16 protein-coding genes are annotated in these 18,355 nt (G+C 63.2%); 9 read left to right on the top strand and 7 right to left on the bottom strand.

Features of this window, described 5'->3' with window-relative positions:
* The first annotated feature begins 37 nt into the window (after positions 1-37).
* A complete protein-coding gene (locus tag ABQX22_RS04310) occupies positions 38-751 on the top strand; it encodes a GntR family transcriptional regulator (RefSeq protein ID WP_349796836.1) in 714 nt (237 codons plus the stop codon).
* Positions 752-1,038: 287 nt separating this feature from the next.
* Here ABQX22_RS04310 and ABQX22_RS04305 read toward each other — a convergent pair whose 3' ends face one another.
* Both ABQX22_RS04305 and ABQX22_RS04300 read right to left on the bottom strand, forming a co-directional pair.
* Complete coding sequence (locus tag ABQX22_RS04305; protein ID WP_349796834.1) at positions 1,039-2,319, bottom strand: Zn-dependent hydrolase; 1,281 nt, start codon at positions 2,317-2,319, stop codon at positions 1,039-1,041.
* Positions 2,319-3,539: a pyridoxal phosphate-dependent aminotransferase gene (locus tag ABQX22_RS04300; protein ID WP_349796832.1), complete on the bottom strand. Its 1,221-nt coding sequence runs from the start codon at positions 3,537-3,539 to the stop codon at positions 2,319-2,321. The genes ABQX22_RS04305 and ABQX22_RS04300 overlap by 1 nt, the downstream gene beginning before the upstream one ends.
* Positions 3,540-3,877: 338 nt before the next feature.
* Here ABQX22_RS04300 and ABQX22_RS04295 point away from each other — a divergent pair, with 338 nt between their 5' ends.
* Entirely contained in the window at positions 3,878-4,084 is a 207-nt protein-coding gene (locus ABQX22_RS04295; protein WP_349796830.1) for a hypothetical protein, read from the top strand.
* Positions 4,085-4,228: 144 nt separating this feature from the next.
* Positions 4,229-4,468 (top strand): AbrB/MazE/SpoVT family DNA-binding domain-containing protein, encoded by a 240-nt coding sequence (locus ABQX22_RS04290; protein ID WP_349796828.1) that lies wholly within the window; start codon positions 4,229-4,231, stop codon positions 4,466-4,468.
* A gap of 41 nt (positions 4,469-4,509) precedes the next feature.
* On the opposite strand, the gene ABQX22_RS04285 is transcribed toward ABQX22_RS04290, so the two are convergent.
* Positions 4,510-4,974, bottom strand: a complete 465-nt coding sequence (locus ABQX22_RS04285; protein WP_349796826.1) for an Lrp/AsnC family transcriptional regulator — start codon at positions 4,972-4,974, stop codon at positions 4,510-4,512.
* A 211-nt stretch (positions 4,975-5,185) separates the two neighbouring features.
* Here ABQX22_RS04285 and ABQX22_RS04280 point away from each other — a divergent pair, with 211 nt between their 5' ends.
* Positions 5,186-6,340: a cysteine desulfurase family protein gene (locus tag ABQX22_RS04280; RefSeq protein ID WP_349796824.1), complete on the top strand. Its 1,155-nt coding sequence runs from the start codon at positions 5,186-5,188 to the stop codon at positions 6,338-6,340.
* 78 nt (positions 6,341-6,418) lie between these two features.
* Here the strand turns inward: ABQX22_RS04280 and ABQX22_RS04275 are convergent, their stop codons facing one another.
* Positions 6,419-7,147: a hypothetical protein gene (locus ABQX22_RS04275; protein ID WP_349796822.1), complete on the bottom strand. Its 729-nt coding sequence runs from the start codon at positions 7,145-7,147 to the stop codon at positions 6,419-6,421.
* Entirely contained in the window at positions 7,140-7,757 is a 618-nt protein-coding gene (locus ABQX22_RS04270) for a hypothetical protein (protein WP_349796820.1), read from the bottom strand. Before ABQX22_RS04270 ends, ABQX22_RS04275 begins: the two co-directional genes overlap by 8 nt.
* A 229-nt stretch (positions 7,758-7,986) precedes the next feature.
* Between ABQX22_RS04270 and ABQX22_RS04265 the strand changes: the two genes are divergently transcribed.
* Entirely contained in the window at positions 7,987-9,138 is a 1,152-nt protein-coding gene (locus tag ABQX22_RS04265) for a MalY/PatB family protein (protein WP_349796818.1), read from the top strand.
* A gap of 280 nt (positions 9,139-9,418) precedes the next feature.
* On the opposite strand, the gene ggt is transcribed toward ABQX22_RS04265, so the two are convergent.
* Positions 9,419-11,143: a gamma-glutamyltransferase gene (gene ggt / locus ABQX22_RS04260; protein WP_349796816.1), complete on the bottom strand. Its 1,725-nt coding sequence runs from the start codon at positions 11,141-11,143 to the stop codon at positions 9,419-9,421.
* 222 nt (positions 11,144-11,365) lie between these two features.
* On the opposite strand from ggt, the gene ABQX22_RS04255 reads away from it, so the two are divergent.
* The gene (locus ABQX22_RS04255) at positions 11,366-12,640 is read left to right on the top strand and encodes an MFS transporter (protein WP_349796814.1); all 1,275 of its coding nucleotides are present in this window, start codon (positions 11,366-11,368) and stop codon (positions 12,638-12,640) included.
* A 329-nt stretch (positions 12,641-12,969) separates the two neighbouring features.
* Here the strand turns inward: ABQX22_RS04255 and ABQX22_RS04250 are convergent, their stop codons facing one another.
* Complete coding sequence (locus tag ABQX22_RS04250; protein WP_349796812.1) at positions 12,970-13,647, bottom strand: TIGR04211 family SH3 domain-containing protein; 678 nt, start codon at positions 13,645-13,647, stop codon at positions 12,970-12,972.
* A 392-nt stretch (positions 13,648-14,039) separates the two neighbouring features.
* Here ABQX22_RS04250 and ABQX22_RS04245 point away from each other — a divergent pair, with 392 nt between their 5' ends.
* From ABQX22_RS04245 to ABQX22_RS04235, 3 genes are all read left to right on the top strand, one after another.
* Positions 14,040-14,393, top strand: coding sequence for a hypothetical protein (locus ABQX22_RS04245; RefSeq protein WP_349796810.1), 354 nt, complete (start codon positions 14,040-14,042; stop codon positions 14,391-14,393).
* A 420-nt stretch (positions 14,394-14,813) separates the two neighbouring features.
* The gene (locus ABQX22_RS04240; protein ID WP_349796808.1) at positions 14,814-17,810 is read left to right on the top strand and encodes an ATP-binding protein; all 2,997 of its coding nucleotides are present in this window, start codon (positions 14,814-14,816) and stop codon (positions 17,808-17,810) included.
* Complete coding sequence (locus tag ABQX22_RS04235) at positions 17,807-18,190, top strand: response regulator (RefSeq protein WP_349796806.1); 384 nt, start codon at positions 17,807-17,809, stop codon at positions 18,188-18,190. The genes ABQX22_RS04240 and ABQX22_RS04235 overlap by 4 nt, the downstream gene beginning before the upstream one ends.
* Positions 18,191-18,355 lie beyond the last annotated feature (165 nt).

The raw sequence follows: 18,355 nt of genomic DNA, 5'->3' as shown, positions 1-18,355 counted from the left end.
TCCACCTTTGTCTGACACCCCTTGTGTGAAGTGACTTATGGAACCGATAAAATCCACGGCCGACTTCCTCGGTGAACGGGAACAAAACCTCAGCGCCAAAGCGTACGACGCGATGCTGCAGATGCTGATCAATCGTGAATTGCCCGCCAATACTGTCCTGCAGGAACGCCGGCTGGCCGAACTGCTGAACATCTCCCGCACCCCGGTGCGCGACGCCCTCACCCGCCTGGAAAACGAAGGCCTGATCAGCCGCACCGCCGGCCGCACGCTGGTGGTCCGGCAGTTTTCCATCCGTGAACTGATCGAAACCCTGCACGTGCGCCGCACCCTGGAAGCCGAAGCCGCACGCTTGGCGGCAGGTCGAGTGCCGCTGGCCGAACTCGATGCGCTGCAAGACAGCGTGCGCCGCCTGCTGGACGCCGAAGTGCCCAACGCCGAAGAAGACTGGGCGGTTGACAGCCAACTGCACCAGATGATCTCGCACTACAGCGGCAACCTGTTGCTGACCCAGTACATCGAAACCCTGCGCCTGAAGACCCGCATGTTCAACCTGAGCGTGGCGCCCGAGCGGTTTGAAAGCGCGCATCAGGAACACCTGTCAATCGTGCAGGCGTTGAAGGTCGGCTATCAGGAACACCTGGCGATCATCGAAGCGCTGCGCGCCAATGACCCCGACGCCGCACAGAAAGCCGCCGCCGCGCACATCGACAGTGTCCGCCAGGGCATCATCAACCGCTTTAGCCAGCTGTGATTTCGCCCACCTTGATCTTCGGCGCCCCCTGACATCGCGCCCTGACGTCATCGGGTGGGAGGGAGCTTGCTCGCGATGAGGCCCGTCCATCCGCCCCTCCCTGGCGTCAGGTCAATCCCTTCGCGGGCAAGCGCGCTCCTACAGCGCAGGTGAATGGCCGGACATTTGTCGGTAGCCTCAGAACCCGTGGGAGCGGACCTGTCCGCGAAGGGGCCGGTACAGCCGCCTCATTGTCCGGGCTACGAATATCGAATCACGAGCACGCTCATGTCTACAAGGGGTTGGGTTCACCCCGCGCGCTTGGCCAGCACTCGTCCCAACACCTGAGTCGCGTCCCGGAAGTCTTCGATGCTCATGGCTTCGTCCGGGTTGTGGCTGCCGTTGGCGTTGCGTATGAACAGCATGGCCGTGTCGATGCCCTGCCCGGCAAACACCGCCGCATCGTGGCCCGCGCCGCTGGGCAAGGACAGGGTTCGCAGCCCTGACGCGTGTGCCGCGCCGTGCAGGTCCGCTATCAGCTGCGAGGCCATCACGCCCGCCGCGCTCCGGGTCTGTTCGCCGAGGTCGAACGTCACGCCGTGTTCACCGGAGATGTCCGTCAGCGCACGCTGCAATCGCTCATCCATCAGGGCCAGGGTCGCGGGCTGCTCCGAGCGCAGGTCGATGCAGAAATCCACGTGCCCGGACACCTTGCTGAAGTCAGCCTGGACCGGATCGGTGGCGAACTGGCCCACCGTTACGGTCAACTGATGCCCTTCGCGCTCCATGGCACGCCACAGGGTTTGCAGCGTGACCACCAGCTGACTGACCGCCACCACCGCGTCCCGCCGATGGCTGCGCGGGGTGGCGCCGGAATGCGCGTAAAACCCGGTTGCCCTGGCCCGCCGATAGCGCAGGCTGCCGCAGATGCCACTGACCACGCCCAGCGGCACACCGGCCTCGATCAGCACCGGGCCCTGCTCGACGTGCACCTCGACAAAGCAGTCGATGGTGGCCGGGTTCAGGGCGGCGACTTGCGTGGCGACACTGTGGGGATCGCCGCCGAGACGCGACAGGTGTTCGCTCAGGCGCTGGCCGCTGTCCGCACGCGTGGCTTCCAGCGCCTGGGCCGGCAACAACCCGAACGCGGCTTTGCTGCCGACATACGAGACCGGAAACCAGGCGCTTTCCTCGGCGCGGATGGCCATGACGGTGACGTCGTGCGCTGGCTGATAACCGCCTTTTTTCCAGCCGCTCAAGACCGCAAGGCCGGCCACCACACCGGCGGCGCCATCGTAATTGCCGCCACGGGGCACCGAATCCAGGTGCGAACCGGTCATGACCACCGCGGTGTTCGGGGTCCGGCCAGGCAAGGTCATGTACAGGTTCAGCGCGGCATCCACCGACACCCGCAACCCGGCCAGTTCCGCCTGTTGGCGCAGCAGGTCATGGGCACGCTGCTCGCCGGGGCCGTAGCTGTCACGGGTAATGCCGACGCCGTCGAAACTCAGGGCGTGCAACGTCAAAAACAACGCATCGGCCTGGGCCCAGTCCGGCGCCGGCAAGCCCTCGGGCACTGAACCGGCCATCAGACCAGCGCCTTGCAGGCATCGACGATCCGCTGGCAGGCCAGCGCGAGGTCTTCGTCGCTGACGCTGTAGGACACCCGAAAATACGGCGCCAGACCGAACGCGGTGCCGGGTACGACCGCCACCCCGCCGTCTTCCAGCAGGTAACGGCAGAGGTCGACATCACTGGCGATCACCTCCCCGTTCGGGGTCCGTTTGCCGATCAACGCGCCGCATTCCACGTACAGGTAGAACGCGGCCGGCGGGCTGACGACATTCAGCAGCGGCCGGGCGCTGGCGAACGCTGCCACCGCATGATCGCGCCGCGCCCGCAGGCGATCACACCAGTGGGCAATGAAGTCCTGCGGGCCATTGAGTGCGGCAACGGCGCCGGCCTGGCTGATGGACGAAGGATTGGTGGTGCTTTGCGACTGCAACAGCTCGATGCCCTTGATCAGCCAGGCCGGTCCGCCCGCGTAGCCCAGGCGCCAGCCCGTCATGGCATGGCTTTTCGAGACGCCGTTGATGGTCAGGGTGCGGTCATGCAGATCAGGCACGGCCTGGGCGAACGAGGCAAAACGGCCCTCGAACACGATCGGCTCGTAAATGTCATCGGACAGGATCAATACCCGGGGATGGTCGCGCAGGACGTCGCCCAAGGCCTGCAACTCCTCGGGGCTGTACAGCGCGCCTGACGGATTGCCGGGGGAATTGAGCAGCAGCCAGCGGGTGTTCGGGGTCAACGCGGCCGCCAGGGACTGCGGGGTCAGCTTGAAGTCGTCAGCCGGCTGGGGCATCACGACAACGGGGCTGGCGCCGGTCAGCAGGACCATTTCCGGGTACGACACCCAGTACGGCGCGACGAAAACCACCTCATCGGACGGTTCCAGCGTCGCCAGCAGCGCGTTGAAAATGATCTGCTTGGCCCCGGTGGACGCAATGATCTGCTCCGGCGCATAGCTCAGGCCATTGTCACGCAGGAATTTAACGATGATCGCCTGCTTGAGCGCAGCAGTGCCGGACACGCTGGTGTAGCGGGTGTGACCCTGACGCATGGCGTCGATGGCCGCTTGCTGAATGTGTTCGGGGGTGTCGAAATCCAGCTCGCCGGTGCTCAGGCTGATGACCGCGCGGCCCTCGGCCGCCATACGCCGCGCCGCCTCCGCAATGGCGGCCGTGGCGGACGGCCGAATGCGCTTCACGAGGCTGGACAGCGAATTGTGGGGCGAATGATCAGGCATCAGGCGGACTCCAAGCGACGAATGCCTGGCATGGTATACCAAAGGGATACTTCGGTCATACGCGTAGTGAGTGAACTATTAAATCATGCACCCGCCTTGTAGGAGCGCGCTTGCCCGCGATTTGCGGTGTGTCAGCGTATGCATTATTCACAGGACGCCAGCCATCGCGGGCAAGCGCGCTCCTACACCACCGGCGTTGCGGTCAGTCCTTCCCTCTGCGGAACGCGTTTTGCAATGTTTTAGCAATGTAGGACAGATATTTCCTCCACCAAGGAACTGTCGGCCCCCGCTGGTGACAAATCGCCAGTATCTTCATTTCTCTCTGGAGGCCGCTGGCCATGCAACTGGATTCACGTGCCCTGCAGCTGCTCAAAAGCCTTCACGACGCCAAGACCTGCAAAGTGAATCCGCTGGATTTCACCACGCTGCTCGCGCTCAGGGACAAGGGCCTAGTGCTGACCTCCGTGGACAATGCGTGCGTCGTTGCCACGCGCACGCCCAAGGGCAACCGGCTGGCCCAAGGGGCGCAGGCCTGTCGCGGTTGATACCGCGTGGCAGCCCTGTCATCGGTTGAAAGGAATTCGGCAGGCCCTGCACAGGTCATACCTACCGCGGTGGCTTGATCGTTGCTTCAGGAAAAGGCCCCACCGCACAAATTCGGCGATAGCCAATCAATAAGGAAGTGCCTGATGAGCGGGATACAAGTCACGATCGAAGACTGGAATGGCGACGGCGCCATCAGAATTCCGGATGCGGTGCTTCAAGAGTTGGGTGTCGACGTGGGCTCGACGCTGTTTATTCTGGACATCGACGTGGAAAAACACACCCTCGTCCTGTCCAGCACCCCCAAAGTCCGCGACCGGGTGGACGAACTCGTCGACCGCCTGGAAGACCTGAATCAAAAATCCGCGCTGCATTACAGAACCTGACATCAGGCCGACGCCCACCACAGAGCGCTCACCTACTGGCGTCACGAGTTCAGGTAGCTCAACGGCAACTCGGTGGTGGATTTGATCTGCTCCATGGCGAAGCTTGAGCTGATGTCGGTGATGCCGGGCAGCCGGATCAGCCGCTTGTACACGGCGTCATAGCCTGCGATGTCGGGCACCACCATCCTCAGCATGTAATCGGTGTCACCGGCCATGCGATAGCAGTCCACCACCTCCGGCAGCGTCGCCATCAACGCGTGAAAACGCTCAAGCCAGTCGGCGTTGTGCTGATTGGTGCGGATCGCTGCAAATACCGTCACCGTGACCTTCAAGTGCCGGGGGTCGAGCAAGGCCACCCGCTGACGAATGATCCCTTGCTCTTCGAGTTTCTGCACCCGCCGCCAGCACGCGGTGCTGCCCAGGCCGATGGCGTCGGCGATCTCGGCGATCGGCCGGGTGCAATCGGTCTGCAGGATGCTCAAAATTGCCTGATCGAACTTGTCCACGTCGCTTGCCCCTTGATGCCGTGCAGTGGCCGGTTATGCCCATTGAGCACAACGATAAGCCAGAAAGGTTGGACGCTGGAATGAAATTCCTCAAATCAGCCAGTAAACCGAAAGAAATTCCGAATTATCTGCCCGTGGACGGCCATTGATCAATTTTTTTTCGGTTTGACGCTAGTAACCTTTTTACATCTTCAGACAGCGCAGGCCGACCATGTCCAACCTCCCTCTTTATTTCGACTACGCCGCCACCACGCCAGTCGACGACCGTGTCATCCAGCACATGGTTACGTGCCTCGGCCGAGAAGGCACATTCGGCAACCCCGCTTCCAATTCCCACACTTACGGTAACCAGGCCCGCCAGGCCGTCGAACTCGCCCGTCGCCAGGTGGCCGAGCTGGTGGGCGCCCCGTCACAGACGCTGGTCTGGACGTCCGGCGCGACAGAATCCAACAACCTGGCGATCAAGGGCATTGCCTCCAGCGGCGAGCCTGCCCGGCGCCACCTGATCACCAGCCGCATCGAACACAAGGCCGTCATCGACACCGTGCGCCAGCTGGAGCTGGCCGGGCATCCGGTGACCTGGCTTGAGCCCGACAGCCACGGCCTGATCCAGCCGGAGGCGGTTCGCCAGGCGTTGCGCGACGACACGCTGCTGGTGTCGCTGATGCTGGTCAACAACGAGCTGGGCACCCTCACCGACATCGCCGGCATCGGGCGCATCGTCCGCGAGCATGGGGCGATTTTTCATGTGGATGCCGCCCAGGGCACCGGCAAAGTCGCCATCGACCTGAACAGCCTGGACGTGGACCTGATGTCCTTCTCGGCGCACAAAACCTACGGCCCCAAAGGCATCGGCGCGCTCTACGTCGGCGAGCGCGCGTGGCCGCTGCTGGACGCGCAGATGCACGGCGGCGGGCATGAGCAGGGGTTCCGCTCTGGCACGCTGGCCACCCACCAGATCGTCGGCATGGGCGCAGCGTTTGCCTTGTCCAGCGCCGAGATGGACGAAGAAACCCGACGCATCAGCGCCCTGTCCGTTCAATTGCGTGAGGGCTTGATGGCCTTGCCGGGCGTGAGCTTGAACGGCTGTCCCGAGCAGCGCATCCCCCACACGCTGAACATCTGCGTCGACAGCCCCGGCTTCAATATCATGAGCCTGTCTCATGCGCTGGCAGTGTCGTCTACGTCCGCCTGCAATTCGGCAGCGGGCGGCGCTTCCCACGTGTTGCTGGCCATGGGGCTGAGCCCGGAGAAAGCCGCGACCGGGGTGCGCCTGAGTCTGGGTCGCTACACCCGGGCAGAGGATGTCGACGCCGCCATCGCAGCGTTGTCTGCGAGCCTGGCCAGCCAGCCTGCGTTCTGGTGATTTGACGGAAAAGTAGCCTCTACAGGCTACTTTGGCGAAAGTAGCCTGTAGAGGCTACTTTTTGCATTTTTCGACGCCTTAGACGGCAATCAGCGCCAACAGCTTCGTCACCGCCAGGCCAATGGCGATGCTGGTGGTGAAGCTGAGCAACGTCCCCAGCAGCACGTATTCGCTCAGCGCCCGCTGCTCGACCCCCTTGATGTCGTTGAAGCGCAAGATGCTCTTGGCCGTGAGCAGAAAACCGATGGCCTCCCATTGCCCCAGCAGGACAAACGTCACTATCAGCACCCGCTCGAGATTACCGATCAGGGTGCCGGCGCTTTTCAGCGTGCCTTGGGTATTGACCGACGCCAGCCACGGGCTGAGCACGGAGCCGATCAGCACCGACGCCGGTTTCAGCACCAGCACGTAACCCAGCAGCAGCAACAGGTTGTGGGAGGTGACCAGCCCTTTCAAGAAAACCCATGCCCCGCCCCACCCCGTCTCGGCGGTCAGCCACACGGCACCGATCACCGCCACGTTGAGGGCGTAGCGGAGCGCGAAGGCAAAGACCCAGCGCATCCTGATCGTCAGCCAACGGATCACCGCCCACCAGGCGCCGACGGTGACCCCTGCCAACAGCGCAAACGGCAGGGTTTGGCCCACACCGAAAAACACCAGGCCCACCACCAGTGCGTAAGCCAGCACGGTGATCGCCGTCAGCCAGGGTTCGCCGGGGGGACGCGCTTTTGCCCGCCAGGCCGAGGACAGGTAATCCAGGCCCATGTGCGCCAGAATCAGCAGCAGCAACACCTGCACGTCACGCATCCGGCAGCTCCCTGATCCATTGGCTGATGTGCTTGAGGTAACGGTCCAGCAGACGGGCCTGGGCGCGGTTCAGTGTCTTGTTGACCGTCACCCGGGATTTGCCCAGCGCCTGGGCGATGCTTTCCTGGTCGGCGTCTTCCAGCAGGTGCAGGCCGTAAGTCTGGGCTTCGACCACGGTCCATTTGTCCACGATGGCGGCGACGAAATCGGTGGCCAGGTCGGCCAGTTCGGTGAAGCGCTCGTTGTTGCAGAACACTGCCAGCGTGGCTTTCTTCATCCCGTCCAGGCCCTGGCCGGACAACACAAACGCTTCGCCATAATTGCCTCGGGACTCGGCGGCGCCAATGCCGACCGCCACCCGGGCGTCCCAGCGTTCCTGATCGGGGCTGGCGGCGATCAGGCCGGCGCGGATGGCCAACGCGCAATGCAATGCCTGGCTGGCGTCCTTGAGCACCACCTGGAAACCGTCGCCGCGATAGGTGTCGGCCTTGAAGCCGTAGCGCGATTTCAGTCCGGCAAGGACTTTCTTCAGGCCGGCGATGTAGGCCTGGGTGTCACCCACGGACCGTGAATGGATCAAATCGCCGGTCAGTACCGCTCTAATGGTCATGGAAATGTCCTGAATCACAGTCGCTGTGCCGCCACTATAGGCCAGTTTTCACAAAATGTAGCCTCTGGAGGCTACTTTGCGAAATGTAGCCTCTAGAGGCTACTTTTGACAGAAATCGTCCCCGTCCAGGCACCGGTTGCCGCCCGGAAATCACACACCGCCGATGCGCCGCTTCTCAACCGCGCCGCACTGCACCAGAATTGACGACCGCCTGACTACCGAGACCGACATGACGATTGACTTCAACAGTGCCATCGAGCGACGTGCGACGGGCAGCAAAAAGTGGAGCCAGTACGCCGACGACGTACTGCCGATGTGGGTGGCGGACATGGATTTTCCCGTGGCGCCCGCCATTCTGAAGGCGCTGCAAACACGGCTGGAGCACCCGATGCTGGGTTACGCCGTGGCCCAGGACAGCCTGCGCGAGACCTTGGTCAAGCATCTGTGGAACGCCTACGCCTGGCGCATCCAGCCGCAAGACCTGGTGTTTTTGCCCGGCGTCGAACCCGGCGTGAACATGGCTTTGCACGCCTTGGTGCCCAGCGGCGCCGGCGTTGCCCTGCAAACCCCGAACTACCCGCCGCTGCTCCACGCACCGGCGAACTGGCAACTGCCGCGCATCGAACTGCCGTTCAAGGTCGATGCCCACGGCGAGTACCCCACCGATATCGCGGCCCTGGAAGCCGGCCTCAAGGACGCCGGCGCGCTGTTGCTGAGCAATCCCCACAACCCGCTGGGCAAAGTCTTCAGCGGCGAAGAGCTGCAACTGATCGCCGACGCCTGTGTGCGCCACGATGTGTTGCTGATCTCCGATGAAATCCATGCCGACATTCTATTCGACGGGCGGCGGCATATCCCGATCGCGTCCCTCAGCCCACGGATTGCCGAGCGCAGCGTGACCCTGATGTCGGCCAGCAAGGCGTGGAACATCGCTGGGCTGAAAACCGCCTTCGCGGTGATTCAGAACCCTGACCTGCGCCAGCGCTTCAATGCCGGACGGCTGGGGCTGGTGGACAGCGTCAATGCGCTGGGGCTGGACGCCACCCAGGCGGCATACCGCGACGGCGGCGACTGGCTGCGGGACGTAAACGCCTACCTGCAGGCCAACCGTGATTACCTGACCGAGGCGCTGCGTACCCGCTTGCCGGGCATCCGCATGCACCTGCCGCAAAGCACCTACCTTGCGTGGCTGGACTGCTCGGCACTGGGGTTGACTGACCCGCAGCAGTTTTTCCTCGAACACGCCAAAGTCGCGTTAAGTGCCGGGCTTGAGTTCGGTGACGACTGCGGCCAGTTCGTGCGCCTGAACTTCGGCTGCCCCCGCGCCATGCTCGAAGAAAGCCTGGCGCGCATGGAGCGCAGCCTCGCGGCGCGGGGATGACACACCTGATGATCTGAACGCTGCATGTATGTGTAGGCGCGCGCTTGCCCGCGAAGAGGCCGATACACCCGACGCATCTCCAGCGCCGGAACCATCGCCTTCGCGGGCAAGCGCGCTCCTACAGGATTTGCATTTGCCGTGAACGCCTTGATCGTTCCCACGCTCTGCGTGGTAACGGGCTGTTGGACGCTCCGCGTCCCGGTGACACGGAGCGTCGTTCGAGACGTTCCCACGCAGGGCCTGGGAACGATCAACAACGATCAATCAACACACCCCTCCCTCAATACCCCAACGACAACCCGCTGTTGCGGCGTGGGTCATTGGCGCCGTAGAACCGGTTGTTGCCCACCGGCTTACCGCCCAGCGACGGCGCGCCCACCAGAATCGCGGCCAGGTGGTTGGCATCCTGCGGGCCGGCGAATTTATGGCCCCAGCTTTCGAGGATTTTTTGCGTATCGGGGCTGGTGGTGAAGGTTTCCAGGTTGGTTTCTTCCGGCAGCCATTGCTGGTGGAAACGCGGCGCGTCGACGGCTTCCTGAATGTTCATGCCGTAATCGATCACGTTGAGCATGGTCAGCAAGGTGGCGGTGATGATCCGGCTGCCGCCCGGCGTGCCCACCACCATCACCGTCTTGCCGTCCTTGGTGACAATGGTCGGGCTCATGGACGACAGCGGCGTCTTGTACGGCGCGATGGCGTTGGCTTCGCCCTGCACCAGCCCGTACATATTGGGCACGCCGATCTTGGCGGTGAAGTCGTCCATCTCGTCGTTGAGCATCACCCCGGTGCTGCCGGCCATGACCCCGGCGCCGAACCAGTCGTTCAGCGTGTAGGTCACCGACACCGCGTTGCCCCACTGATCGACGATGGAGTAATGCGTGGTGTTATTGCCTTCATGGGGCGAGACCCCGGGCTTGATGTCGCGGGAAACCCCGGCTTTCTGCGGCTGGATGGCGGCGCGCAGTTGCGTGGCATACGCCGGGTCCAGCAGGTGGGTCAGCGGATTCTTGACGAAATCCGGGTCCCCCAGGTAGCTGTTGCGGTCGACGTAAGCGTGACGCATGGCTTCGATCTGATAGTGCATGCCCTGGGCCGAGTGATACCCCAGCGCCTGCATCGGGTAGCCTTCGAGGATGTTCATGATCTCGCAGATCACCACCCCGCCCGAACTCGGTGGCGGCGCCGAAATCACGTGGTAACCGCGGTAGTCGCATTCGATGGGCGCCAGTTCACGGGTCTTGTATTCATTCAGGTCGGCTTGGGTGATGATCCCTTTGCCGGCCTGGCTGGCGTCGACAATGGCCTTGCCGACCCAGCCTTGATAGAACCCGGCGCTGCCCTTGGCGGCAATTTCCCCCAAGGTCCTGGCCAGGTCCTTCTGCACCAGCCGGTCACCGACTTTCATCGGATCGCCGTTCTTGAGGAAAATGGGGCCGGAGTCCTTGTCCTTTTTGAATTCCTCGGTGGCGGTCTCCAGCAGATCCACATCCCCCTGCTCCAGCACGAAACCGTCCTGCGCCAGTCGGATTGCCGGCGCGATGACATCGGCGCGCTTGAGGGTGCCGTATTTGCTCAGCGCCAACTCCATGCCGGACACCGTACCGGGCACGGCGACCGCCAGATGGCCCTTGGAACTGAGGTTGGGCACCACGTTGCCGGCCTTGTCCAGGTACATGTCGGGGGTGGCGGCCAGGGGCGCCTTTTCCCGGAAGTCGAGGAAGGTCTTGCGCCCGTCAGCCAGCTGGAGGGTCATGAAGCCGCCACCGCCCAGGTTACCCGCCGCCGGGTACACCACCGCCAGCGCATAACCGACGGCGACCGCTGCATCCACCGCATTGCCGCCGGACTTGAGCACGTCGACGCCGACGTGGGTGGCCAAGTGTTGCGCCGTGACCACCATGCCGTTTTCACCGGCAACGGGCGCTTGTGAGGCCGCCTGAGCACAGCTGACAGCGAGGGTAAGCACCGTCGCCACCAGCGGCCGGGCAAAGGGTTCGTACTTCATCGTTCAGCTCTCTTTTTATTGGGGAGGGACAGCGTCGCAGGGCCGGTCAACGCGCGGGCGGACGCCCGGAAAGGCCGGACGTCGACACCACAAAGACAGGGCGCTGCGTTGCCGCCCTTTCAAAAGTAGCCGCTCCTGCGCAACATACCCACTGCCAAAGCGACTGAATCTTGCCGCGCGACGACTCGCCGATGCCCGGCACACCTCCACACAGGATCCCTGATGGCCCGCACTTTCCGCTCTCTCGAGGGCTACAACTACCGTGTATGGGCCATCGGTGCCCTGATCTCGAATATCGGCACCTGGATGCAGCGCACCGCGCAGGACTGGCTGGTGCTGACCCAACTCACCGAACAGAACGCCACCTCGCTGGGGGTGGTACTGGCGCTGCAATTCGGCCCGATGCTGTTGCTGCTGCCGTTCAGTGGCGCGGCGGCCGACCACTTCGACCGGCGCAAACTGTTGATCGTCACTCAGGTGATCATGGGGCTGCTGGCGTTGGGTCTGGGCCTGTTGACGGTGACCGGGCACGTGACGCTGTGGCAGGTCTACGTGTTCGCCTTTCTCTCCGGCTGCGTCGCGGCGTTTGATGCCCCCGCGCGGCAGACCTTTGTCTCGGACCTGGTGGACGATAGCCAGTTGTCCAACGCCGTCGCGCTCAATTCCCTGTCGTTCAACGCGGCGCGCATGATCGGTCCAGCGGTGGCCGGCGGCTTGATTCCGTTTCTGGGGACGGGCTGGGTGCTGCTGAGCAACGCGATCACCTTCATCGCGATGATCTACGCCATGACCCGGTTGCGCGTCGGCGACATGCACGTGCACGTCAGGCCGGTGCGGGCCCGGGGCAATCTGGTGGGGGGTTTTCGCTACGTGTGGCAGCGGCCTGACCTGAAGGCGATCCTGCTGATGCTGTTTCTGGTGGGCACGTTCGGCCTGAATTTTCCGATCTTCATCTCGACCATGGCGGTCAGCGTGTACGGCGCAGGCTCGGGGCATTACGGCCTGCTGACGTCGATCATGGCCATCGGTTCGGTGACCGGCGCCCTCCTCGCCGCCCGGCGTGGCAGGCCCGGCGCGCGACTGCTGCTGGTGGCCATTTCGATCTTCGGTGCGGGCTTTGCGCTGGCGGCGTTCATGCCCAACTTCTGGCTGTTCGGCGCGGCGCTGTTTGTGCTGGGGATTTCGGCGCAGACCTTCACCACCTCGTCCAACAGCATGGTGCAGCTGTCCACCGACCCCCTGATGCGCGGGCGCGTCATGGCCATTCTGCTGGCCACAACCCTGGGCGGCACCCCGGTGGGCGCGCCGATTGTGGGCTGGGTCGCCGACACCTTCGGCCCGCGCTGGGCCATGGGCATCGGTGGCGCCTCGGGCATTGCCGCCGCGTTGGTGTGGGCGCGGTACCTGGTGAAATACCGGCAGTTGACGGTGCGTTTCAACAGAGGGCGGGTGATGGTTTCAATGTCGAAAGACGACTACCCCGCGAACACTCTGTAGGCGTCCAACACCGCGGTCGCCGCACATCGTGGGAGGGAGCTTGCTCGCGAAGAGCGCCGGGCCATCCGCCGCATCGTTTGGGCGCCGAATGTCCAATCGCGAGCAAGCTCCCTCCCACGAACCCTGTCTGCATCAAGAAGCGAAGGGGCAGGCTTGACGCACCGCGATGGCCGCTTTGCCAACACGTTGGCTCCTACAGAATCGAAGAAGACCACACGGCGAATGCCCTGTAGGAGCGCGCTTGCCCGCGAAGACATCCTTTGCGTCAATGATGCAGCGGCTGTCACGCCGCAATCGCGGGCAAGCGCGCTCCTACAGAACCTGCCGGGTCAGAACCAACGATCATTGCGCTTGCGGCCGCGGGTCAGGGCCGGGAGGATCAGTCCCAGCAACAAGCCTGCGCCGCCGATGCTGCCGCCGTAGACCATGTAGCGCATCAGCACCTGATTGTTCTCGTCACCGAGTTTCGCCTGGGTCGAGCGCAATTCGGACTGGGCGTCGGTCAACTGGGCGTTGAGGTCCTTGGCCCGGGCTTCCAGTTCATCCACCAGTTTCTTGCGCGAATCCAGGGTTTCCTGCATGCCCTGGACCTTGGCTTTCCAGTCATCATCGATGGTCTTCAACTGGCCGCTGAGGTCGGTGACCTGCTGCGTCAACTGCGGCAGACGCTCGGTCTGGCCCGGCACTTCCTGCAGATCACTGGACGGGATCCACACCGTGTCGCCCGAGTTGCCCCGCACCTGGCTGTAATCGCCCTGGGTGTTGACCAGTTCGACCTTCTGACCGGATTTAAGGGTGCCGACGATGCGATAGCCATCGGTGGGGCCGCTGCGCACATAAGTGCTCAGGGTGTCGCTGACCCACCGGTCCTTGGCATTGGTTTCGCCGTGGGCGCTGACACAGACGGTAAGCAGCGAACCCAGCAGACCGGCGCTGAGCAGACGGCGGCGGGCGCCGGGAAACAGGGACAGGGAGGACGAACGCAAGGAAGACTGAAATAGCGACATGGAGGGATCTTCAAAAGATAAAAAAGAAAGGCCTGGATGGTCGGGCCGGTGACGATGAACAAAGCCTGCGCCTGCAGCGACGGGCACTACGCTACAACTGCGGAGAAGACAAAGGCGCGGAAAATCGTGACTGCGGCCGGAGGCTCGTGAACCCGGCACCACATGCCGCGCAGTGGTCAACAGACCTTTCAAACCGTGTCAGGTTCACTACGGAGGGGTGACGTTCGTCAGACAGTTCGCTGACGTTTGTAGGATGAAGCAATGCTGCCGCAGAAATTTCTGAACTGTTTGCGCGCCAATGCCTCTATTTTTTTGCGTAGCACGCGGTTGAGGCCGACAGCGCTGCGGCCGCATTTGAACTGCGCAACTGAACTGACTGACAAGGCGACGCTATGAATACGTTTATCCCGCTGGAAACGCTGGCAGAGACTGACCTTTCCGAGTTCCACGAAGTCTGGCTGACCTCTCAGGAAACGCATCCCCAGGATCCCAAGCTGCAACACAGCGAGTGCCTGTGGCGGGTCGACCGCAAACTGACCACCGATGTCGAGATCGATGACAAGTATTTCCAGGACCTGCCTTGCCTCTGGCTAAAAGTGGATTCCCTGACCGACAAGCCAGCCATCGGCAACGTACAACAGATGCTCAAGGCCAAGCTGGACGAGCAAGGTCTCAAAGGCGAGTTCTTCCCTGAAGAAATGCCCAATGCGGAAGAAACCAGCGACGCCCGCGACCTGCGCAGCTGATCGATTCATTGCGGCCCCGGCCTTACGCGTGGCAACCCGGTTGCCCGCGTTCGGCCGTTGAGCGCACACCGAATACCTCCATACGAATGTACATCCCGCTACATCCCCCCGCTTTCGAGTGACATAAACCCGCCACTGATACCCTTGTCGCATTAACCCGCATCTTGCGCGCTGATCTCCTGTTAAGGTGCATCCCTCGCGCCGTGGTATCTGCCGTCCTGTGCCCGCGCTACCCCTAATAATGCTCGCCTCAGGTTTTCACGCCGCAGCTTCGCGGCAACCTCGCACACCCTTGCGCGTCATCTGGGCCGCTGATCGCCCGATGCCTGGCTGTGGCTGGCAAACGCTTCCTCTTTTTCGCACTGCGACACCGTGAGCAGCGTTTGACGGTTCCCGAATGGATCACCCCGGAGCAGCGCCATGATCCCGCACACGCACGATGCAATCCCCAACACAGCGCTGGAAGCAGCACTGGTGGACTGCGCGCGTGAACCCATCCGCGTGCCGGGCGCCATTCAGCCCCATGGCGTGCTGCTGACCCTCAGCGGCGAACCGTTGTGCGTGGAACAGATCAGCGCCAACTGCGCCCGTGACCTGGGTCTGGACAGCAGTGAATTGCTGGGCAAACCGTTGTCGATGCTGATGTCCGCCGAGCAATCGCTGCTGATCACCCGGGCGCACGGCAGCCCGCGCGGCGTCGAAAGCGACCCGATGCGCATGACCCTGGGCACCACCGACTACACGGCCTCGCTGCATTCATTCGACGACGTGCTGGTGATCGAACTGGAGCCGTACGTCGAGCCGGCCCTCGATCAGTCCAGGATCATCACCCGGGTGCTGCGCAACCTGCAGGCCGCCACCACCCTGGAAACCCTGTTCGACATCAGCGTCCACGAAATTCAGGCGCTGACCGGCTATGACCGGGTGATGATTTATCGCTTCGAACCCGAGGGCCACGGCAATGTGGTGGCTGAAGCGCTGACGGGCCCCCTGCCCAGCTACAGCGGTCTGAATTTCCCCGGGTCCGACATTCCACCCCAGGCGCGCGAGCTGTACCGGCTGAACTGGATCCGGGTGATCCCCGACGCGACGTACGTGCCGGTGCCGTTGGTGCCGCTGCTCAGGCCCAAGACCGGGTTGCCGCTGGACCTGGGCTTTTCCAGCCTGCGCAGCGTGTCCCCAGTGCACTGTGAATACCTGAAGAACATGGGCGTGCGCTCGTCCATGAGCATTTCGTTGCTGGACAACGGCGACCTGTGGGGCCTGATCGCCTGCGGGCATCCGTCGCCGCTGTTGGTGCCCCGGGAAATACGGGATGCCTGCGCGCTGATCGGGCAACTGCTGTCGGCCAAGATCGTGGCCATCGTCGCCAGCACCCTGCAGCGTGAACGCGAAGAAAAAGTGGTGCTGCTGGGCGAGCTGGCGCTGGCCATGAGCCGCGCGGACCGGGAAATCCTCGACGGTCTGGTGAGCCGTCCGGATCTGCTGCAATCTCTGACCATGGCTGAAGGCGCCGCCGTGCTGATCGAAGACCGGCTGCACCTGTTTGGCCAGTGCCCGACCAAAGAACAGGTCCGGGCCCTGCACCTGTGGATCCGCGACGTGGGCCTGACCCGCAAGAAGCTCAGGGAGCAACCGATAGGCCTTCAGGGCCTGGGCGTGTTCCATACCGATTCCATGCAGCAAATGAACCCTGCCGCCGCCGTCTACCGCGACGTGGCCAGCGGCGTCATCGCGTTCATTCTGCCCAAGCCCATCGCCAACGCGGTGATGTGGTTCCGCCCGCAACTGACCTCCACCATGAACTGGAGCGGCAATCCGGACCAGCATGTCAGCGTCAGTTCGGCAGGGTCCGCCAGCCACCGATTGCACCCGCGTCAGTCGTTCGAGGTGTGGGAAGAACAAGTCACCGGCATCGCGCAACCCTGGTCCCGGGGCGATCTGTACGCGGCCGAAGACATTCGCCGTTCAGCGCTGGAAAACGACCTGGAACGCCAGGTGCACCGCGAGCAGGAAGCGGTTCGCCTGCGCGATGAACTGGTGGCCGTGGTCTCCCATGACCTGCGCAACCCGATGTCGATCATCATCATGCAGTGCGGGATGATGCAGCGTTGGGCGGGCAGCGACGGGACGGTCGAAAATCGGCAGATCCGCCGCGCCCTGGGGACCATCGAGAACGCGACGACGCGCATGAACAGCCTGCTGGAAGACCTGCTGGACACCGCCAAAGTGGACACCGGTCGCTACCAGTTGTCGTGCATGGGCCTCAATGTCACCAGTCTGCTGGAAGAGGTCTGCAACCTGCTGGTGAGCCTGACCAGCGAAAAGAACATCGAGCTCAACTGCACCGCCGCGCCGGGGCTGGTGGTGCACGCCGACCCGGAACGGATCTTTCAGGTGCTGTCGAACCTGGTGGGCAACGCGATCAAGTTCACCCCCGAGGGGGGCCAGATCAATATCGATGCCACCAGCAACGGCAGCGATGTGCTGATCAACGTTCGCGACAATGGCGTCGGCATTCCCCCCGAGCACCTGCCGTATATCTTCCAGCGCTACTGGTCGATCAAGGAAGGCAACCCCCAGGGCAATGGCCTTGGCCTGTACATCTCGCAGGGCATCATCGCCGCCCACGGTGGCCACCTCTGGGCCAAGAGCGACGCCGGCATCGGCAGCGTGTTCACCTTCAGCCTGCCAGCGTATGACGGCCCGTCCCGCGCGGGTGAAACCACGTTCCTCAAGCAGAACGGCACCACACAACGCCTGGCCCAGTCGATCACCGCCAAGCTTGAGCGACAGCAACTGGAAGACCGCGTGGCCCGCACCGCCCTGCTCAACGAACTCAATCACCGGGTCAAAAACACCTTGTCCACGGTGCAGGCCATTGCGTCGCTCACGGCGAGCAATTCCGATTCACTGGAGTCGTTCCGCAAAGGCTTCGACGCGCGGATCTTCGCGCTGAGCCAGGCCCATGATGCCCTGGCCCGAGGCGAGTGGATTTCCGTGGACCTGCTGGCGCTGGTGGATCAGGTACGCGCGCCCGACGGTGGTGCCGAACGGGTGACCTTCAGCGGCGATGCGGTGGCACTGGAGCCGAGGATCGCGCTCACGCTGTCCATGGTGTTCCATGAGTTGATGGCCAACGCCCTGCAACATGGCGCGCTGCTGCTGCCCGATGGCCACGTGACGCTGCATTCGGCGCTGGACCTGAAAGCGTCGCCCCCTATGTTGAGGATTGAATGGGTGGAATCGGGCAGCGTCCCGGTCGATGCCAGCACGGTCAAGGGCTTCGGCTTCCGCTTGATCCGCCGCAGCATCGAACGCGAGCTCAATGGCAAGGCCGACGTGCAGTTCGAACCATCAGGCCTGAGCTGCACCCTGCTCATCCCCTGGGTCGAACCGGCGGACGGCGGTCTGTGATTGTGACAAGCGAATCCGTTATCGCCGTTCCCCAGGTGTTCATCGTTGAAGACGAAACGATGCTGGCGATGCTCATCGAAATGATGCTCGAAGACCTGGGCTACTCGACGGCCTTCCACGCCAGCCGGGTAGACGACGGCGTGCAGTACGCCCTTAACGGCACCTATGACGTGGCGATCCTGGACATCAACATCATTGGTGGCAACTCGTTCCCAATCGCGACAGCCATTGCCGGTCGCGGCATCCCGTTCATGTTCTGCTCGGGCTACGGGCAACTGGGCATTCCCGTTGCGTGGTCCCATCAGCACTGCATGGCCAAACCGTTCAGCGCCGAACAACTGGAAGAAGCCCTGAACAACCTGCTACGCCCTGCGGCCTGAGGGTGAATGATCTAGACGACGGAGCGGCGTCGGATGCCTCTTCGCGGGCAAGCCTCGCTCCCACGCCTTCGGCAGAAGCAGACGGCGTTCGGCGTGGCGTTTGATTCTGGCCGCAGGCCGTGGGAGCGCAGCTTGTCTCTGGGCCGCAGTCGGACGATGGGGTGC

Origin of the sequence: Xanthomonas sp. WHRI 1810A (assembly GCF_040202885.1) — a bacterium.
Lineage (GTDB): Bacteria > Pseudomonadota > Gammaproteobacteria > Pseudomonadales > Pseudomonadaceae > Aquipseudomonas.
The sequence above is the reverse complement of the archived record's forward strand: the minus strand, read 5'-3'. Positions and strand labels throughout refer to the sequence as shown.

Bases quoted from the DNA above. Each gene is read 5' to 3' on its own strand.
- ABQX22_RS04310 (WP_349796836.1), top strand. From the start codon at position 38: ATGGAACCGATAAAATCCACGGCCGACTTCCTCGGTGAACGGGAACAA.
- ABQX22_RS04305 (WP_349796834.1), bottom strand. From the start codon at position 2,319: ATGGCCGGTTCAGTGCCCGAGGGCTTGCCGGCGCCGGACTGGGCCCAG.
- ABQX22_RS04300 (WP_349796832.1), bottom strand. From the start codon at position 3,539: ATGCCTGATCATTCGCCCCACAATTCGCTGTCCAGCCTCGTGAAGCGC.
- ABQX22_RS04295 (WP_349796830.1), top strand. From the start codon at position 3,878: ATGCAACTGGATTCACGTGCCCTGCAGCTGCTCAAAAGCCTTCACGAC.
- ABQX22_RS04290 (WP_349796828.1), top strand. From the start codon at position 4,229: ATGAGCGGGATACAAGTCACGATCGAAGACTGGAATGGCGACGGCGCC.
- ABQX22_RS04280 (WP_349796824.1), top strand. From the start codon at position 5,186: ATGTCCAACCTCCCTCTTTATTTCGACTACGCCGCCACCACGCCAGTC.
- ABQX22_RS04275 (WP_349796822.1), bottom strand. From the start codon at position 7,147: ATGCGTGACGTGCAGGTGTTGCTGCTGCTGATTCTGGCGCACATGGGC.
- ABQX22_RS04270 (WP_349796820.1), bottom strand. From the start codon at position 7,757: ATGACCATTAGAGCGGTACTGACCGGCGATTTGATCCATTCACGGTCC.
- ABQX22_RS04265 (WP_349796818.1), top strand. From the start codon at position 7,987: ATGACGATTGACTTCAACAGTGCCATCGAGCGACGTGCGACGGGCAGC.
- ggt (WP_349796816.1), bottom strand. From the start codon at position 11,143: ATGAAGTACGAACCCTTTGCCCGGCCGCTGGTGGCGACGGTGCTTACC.
- ABQX22_RS04255 (WP_349796814.1), top strand. From the start codon at position 11,366: ATGGCCCGCACTTTCCGCTCTCTCGAGGGCTACAACTACCGTGTATGG.
- ABQX22_RS04250 (WP_349796812.1), bottom strand. From the start codon at position 13,647: ATGTCGCTATTTCAGTCTTCCTTGCGTTCGTCCTCCCTGTCCCTGTTT.
- ABQX22_RS04245 (WP_349796810.1), top strand. From the start codon at position 14,040: ATGAATACGTTTATCCCGCTGGAAACGCTGGCAGAGACTGACCTTTCC.
- ABQX22_RS04240 (WP_349796808.1), top strand. From the start codon at position 14,814: ATGATCCCGCACACGCACGATGCAATCCCCAACACAGCGCTGGAAGCA.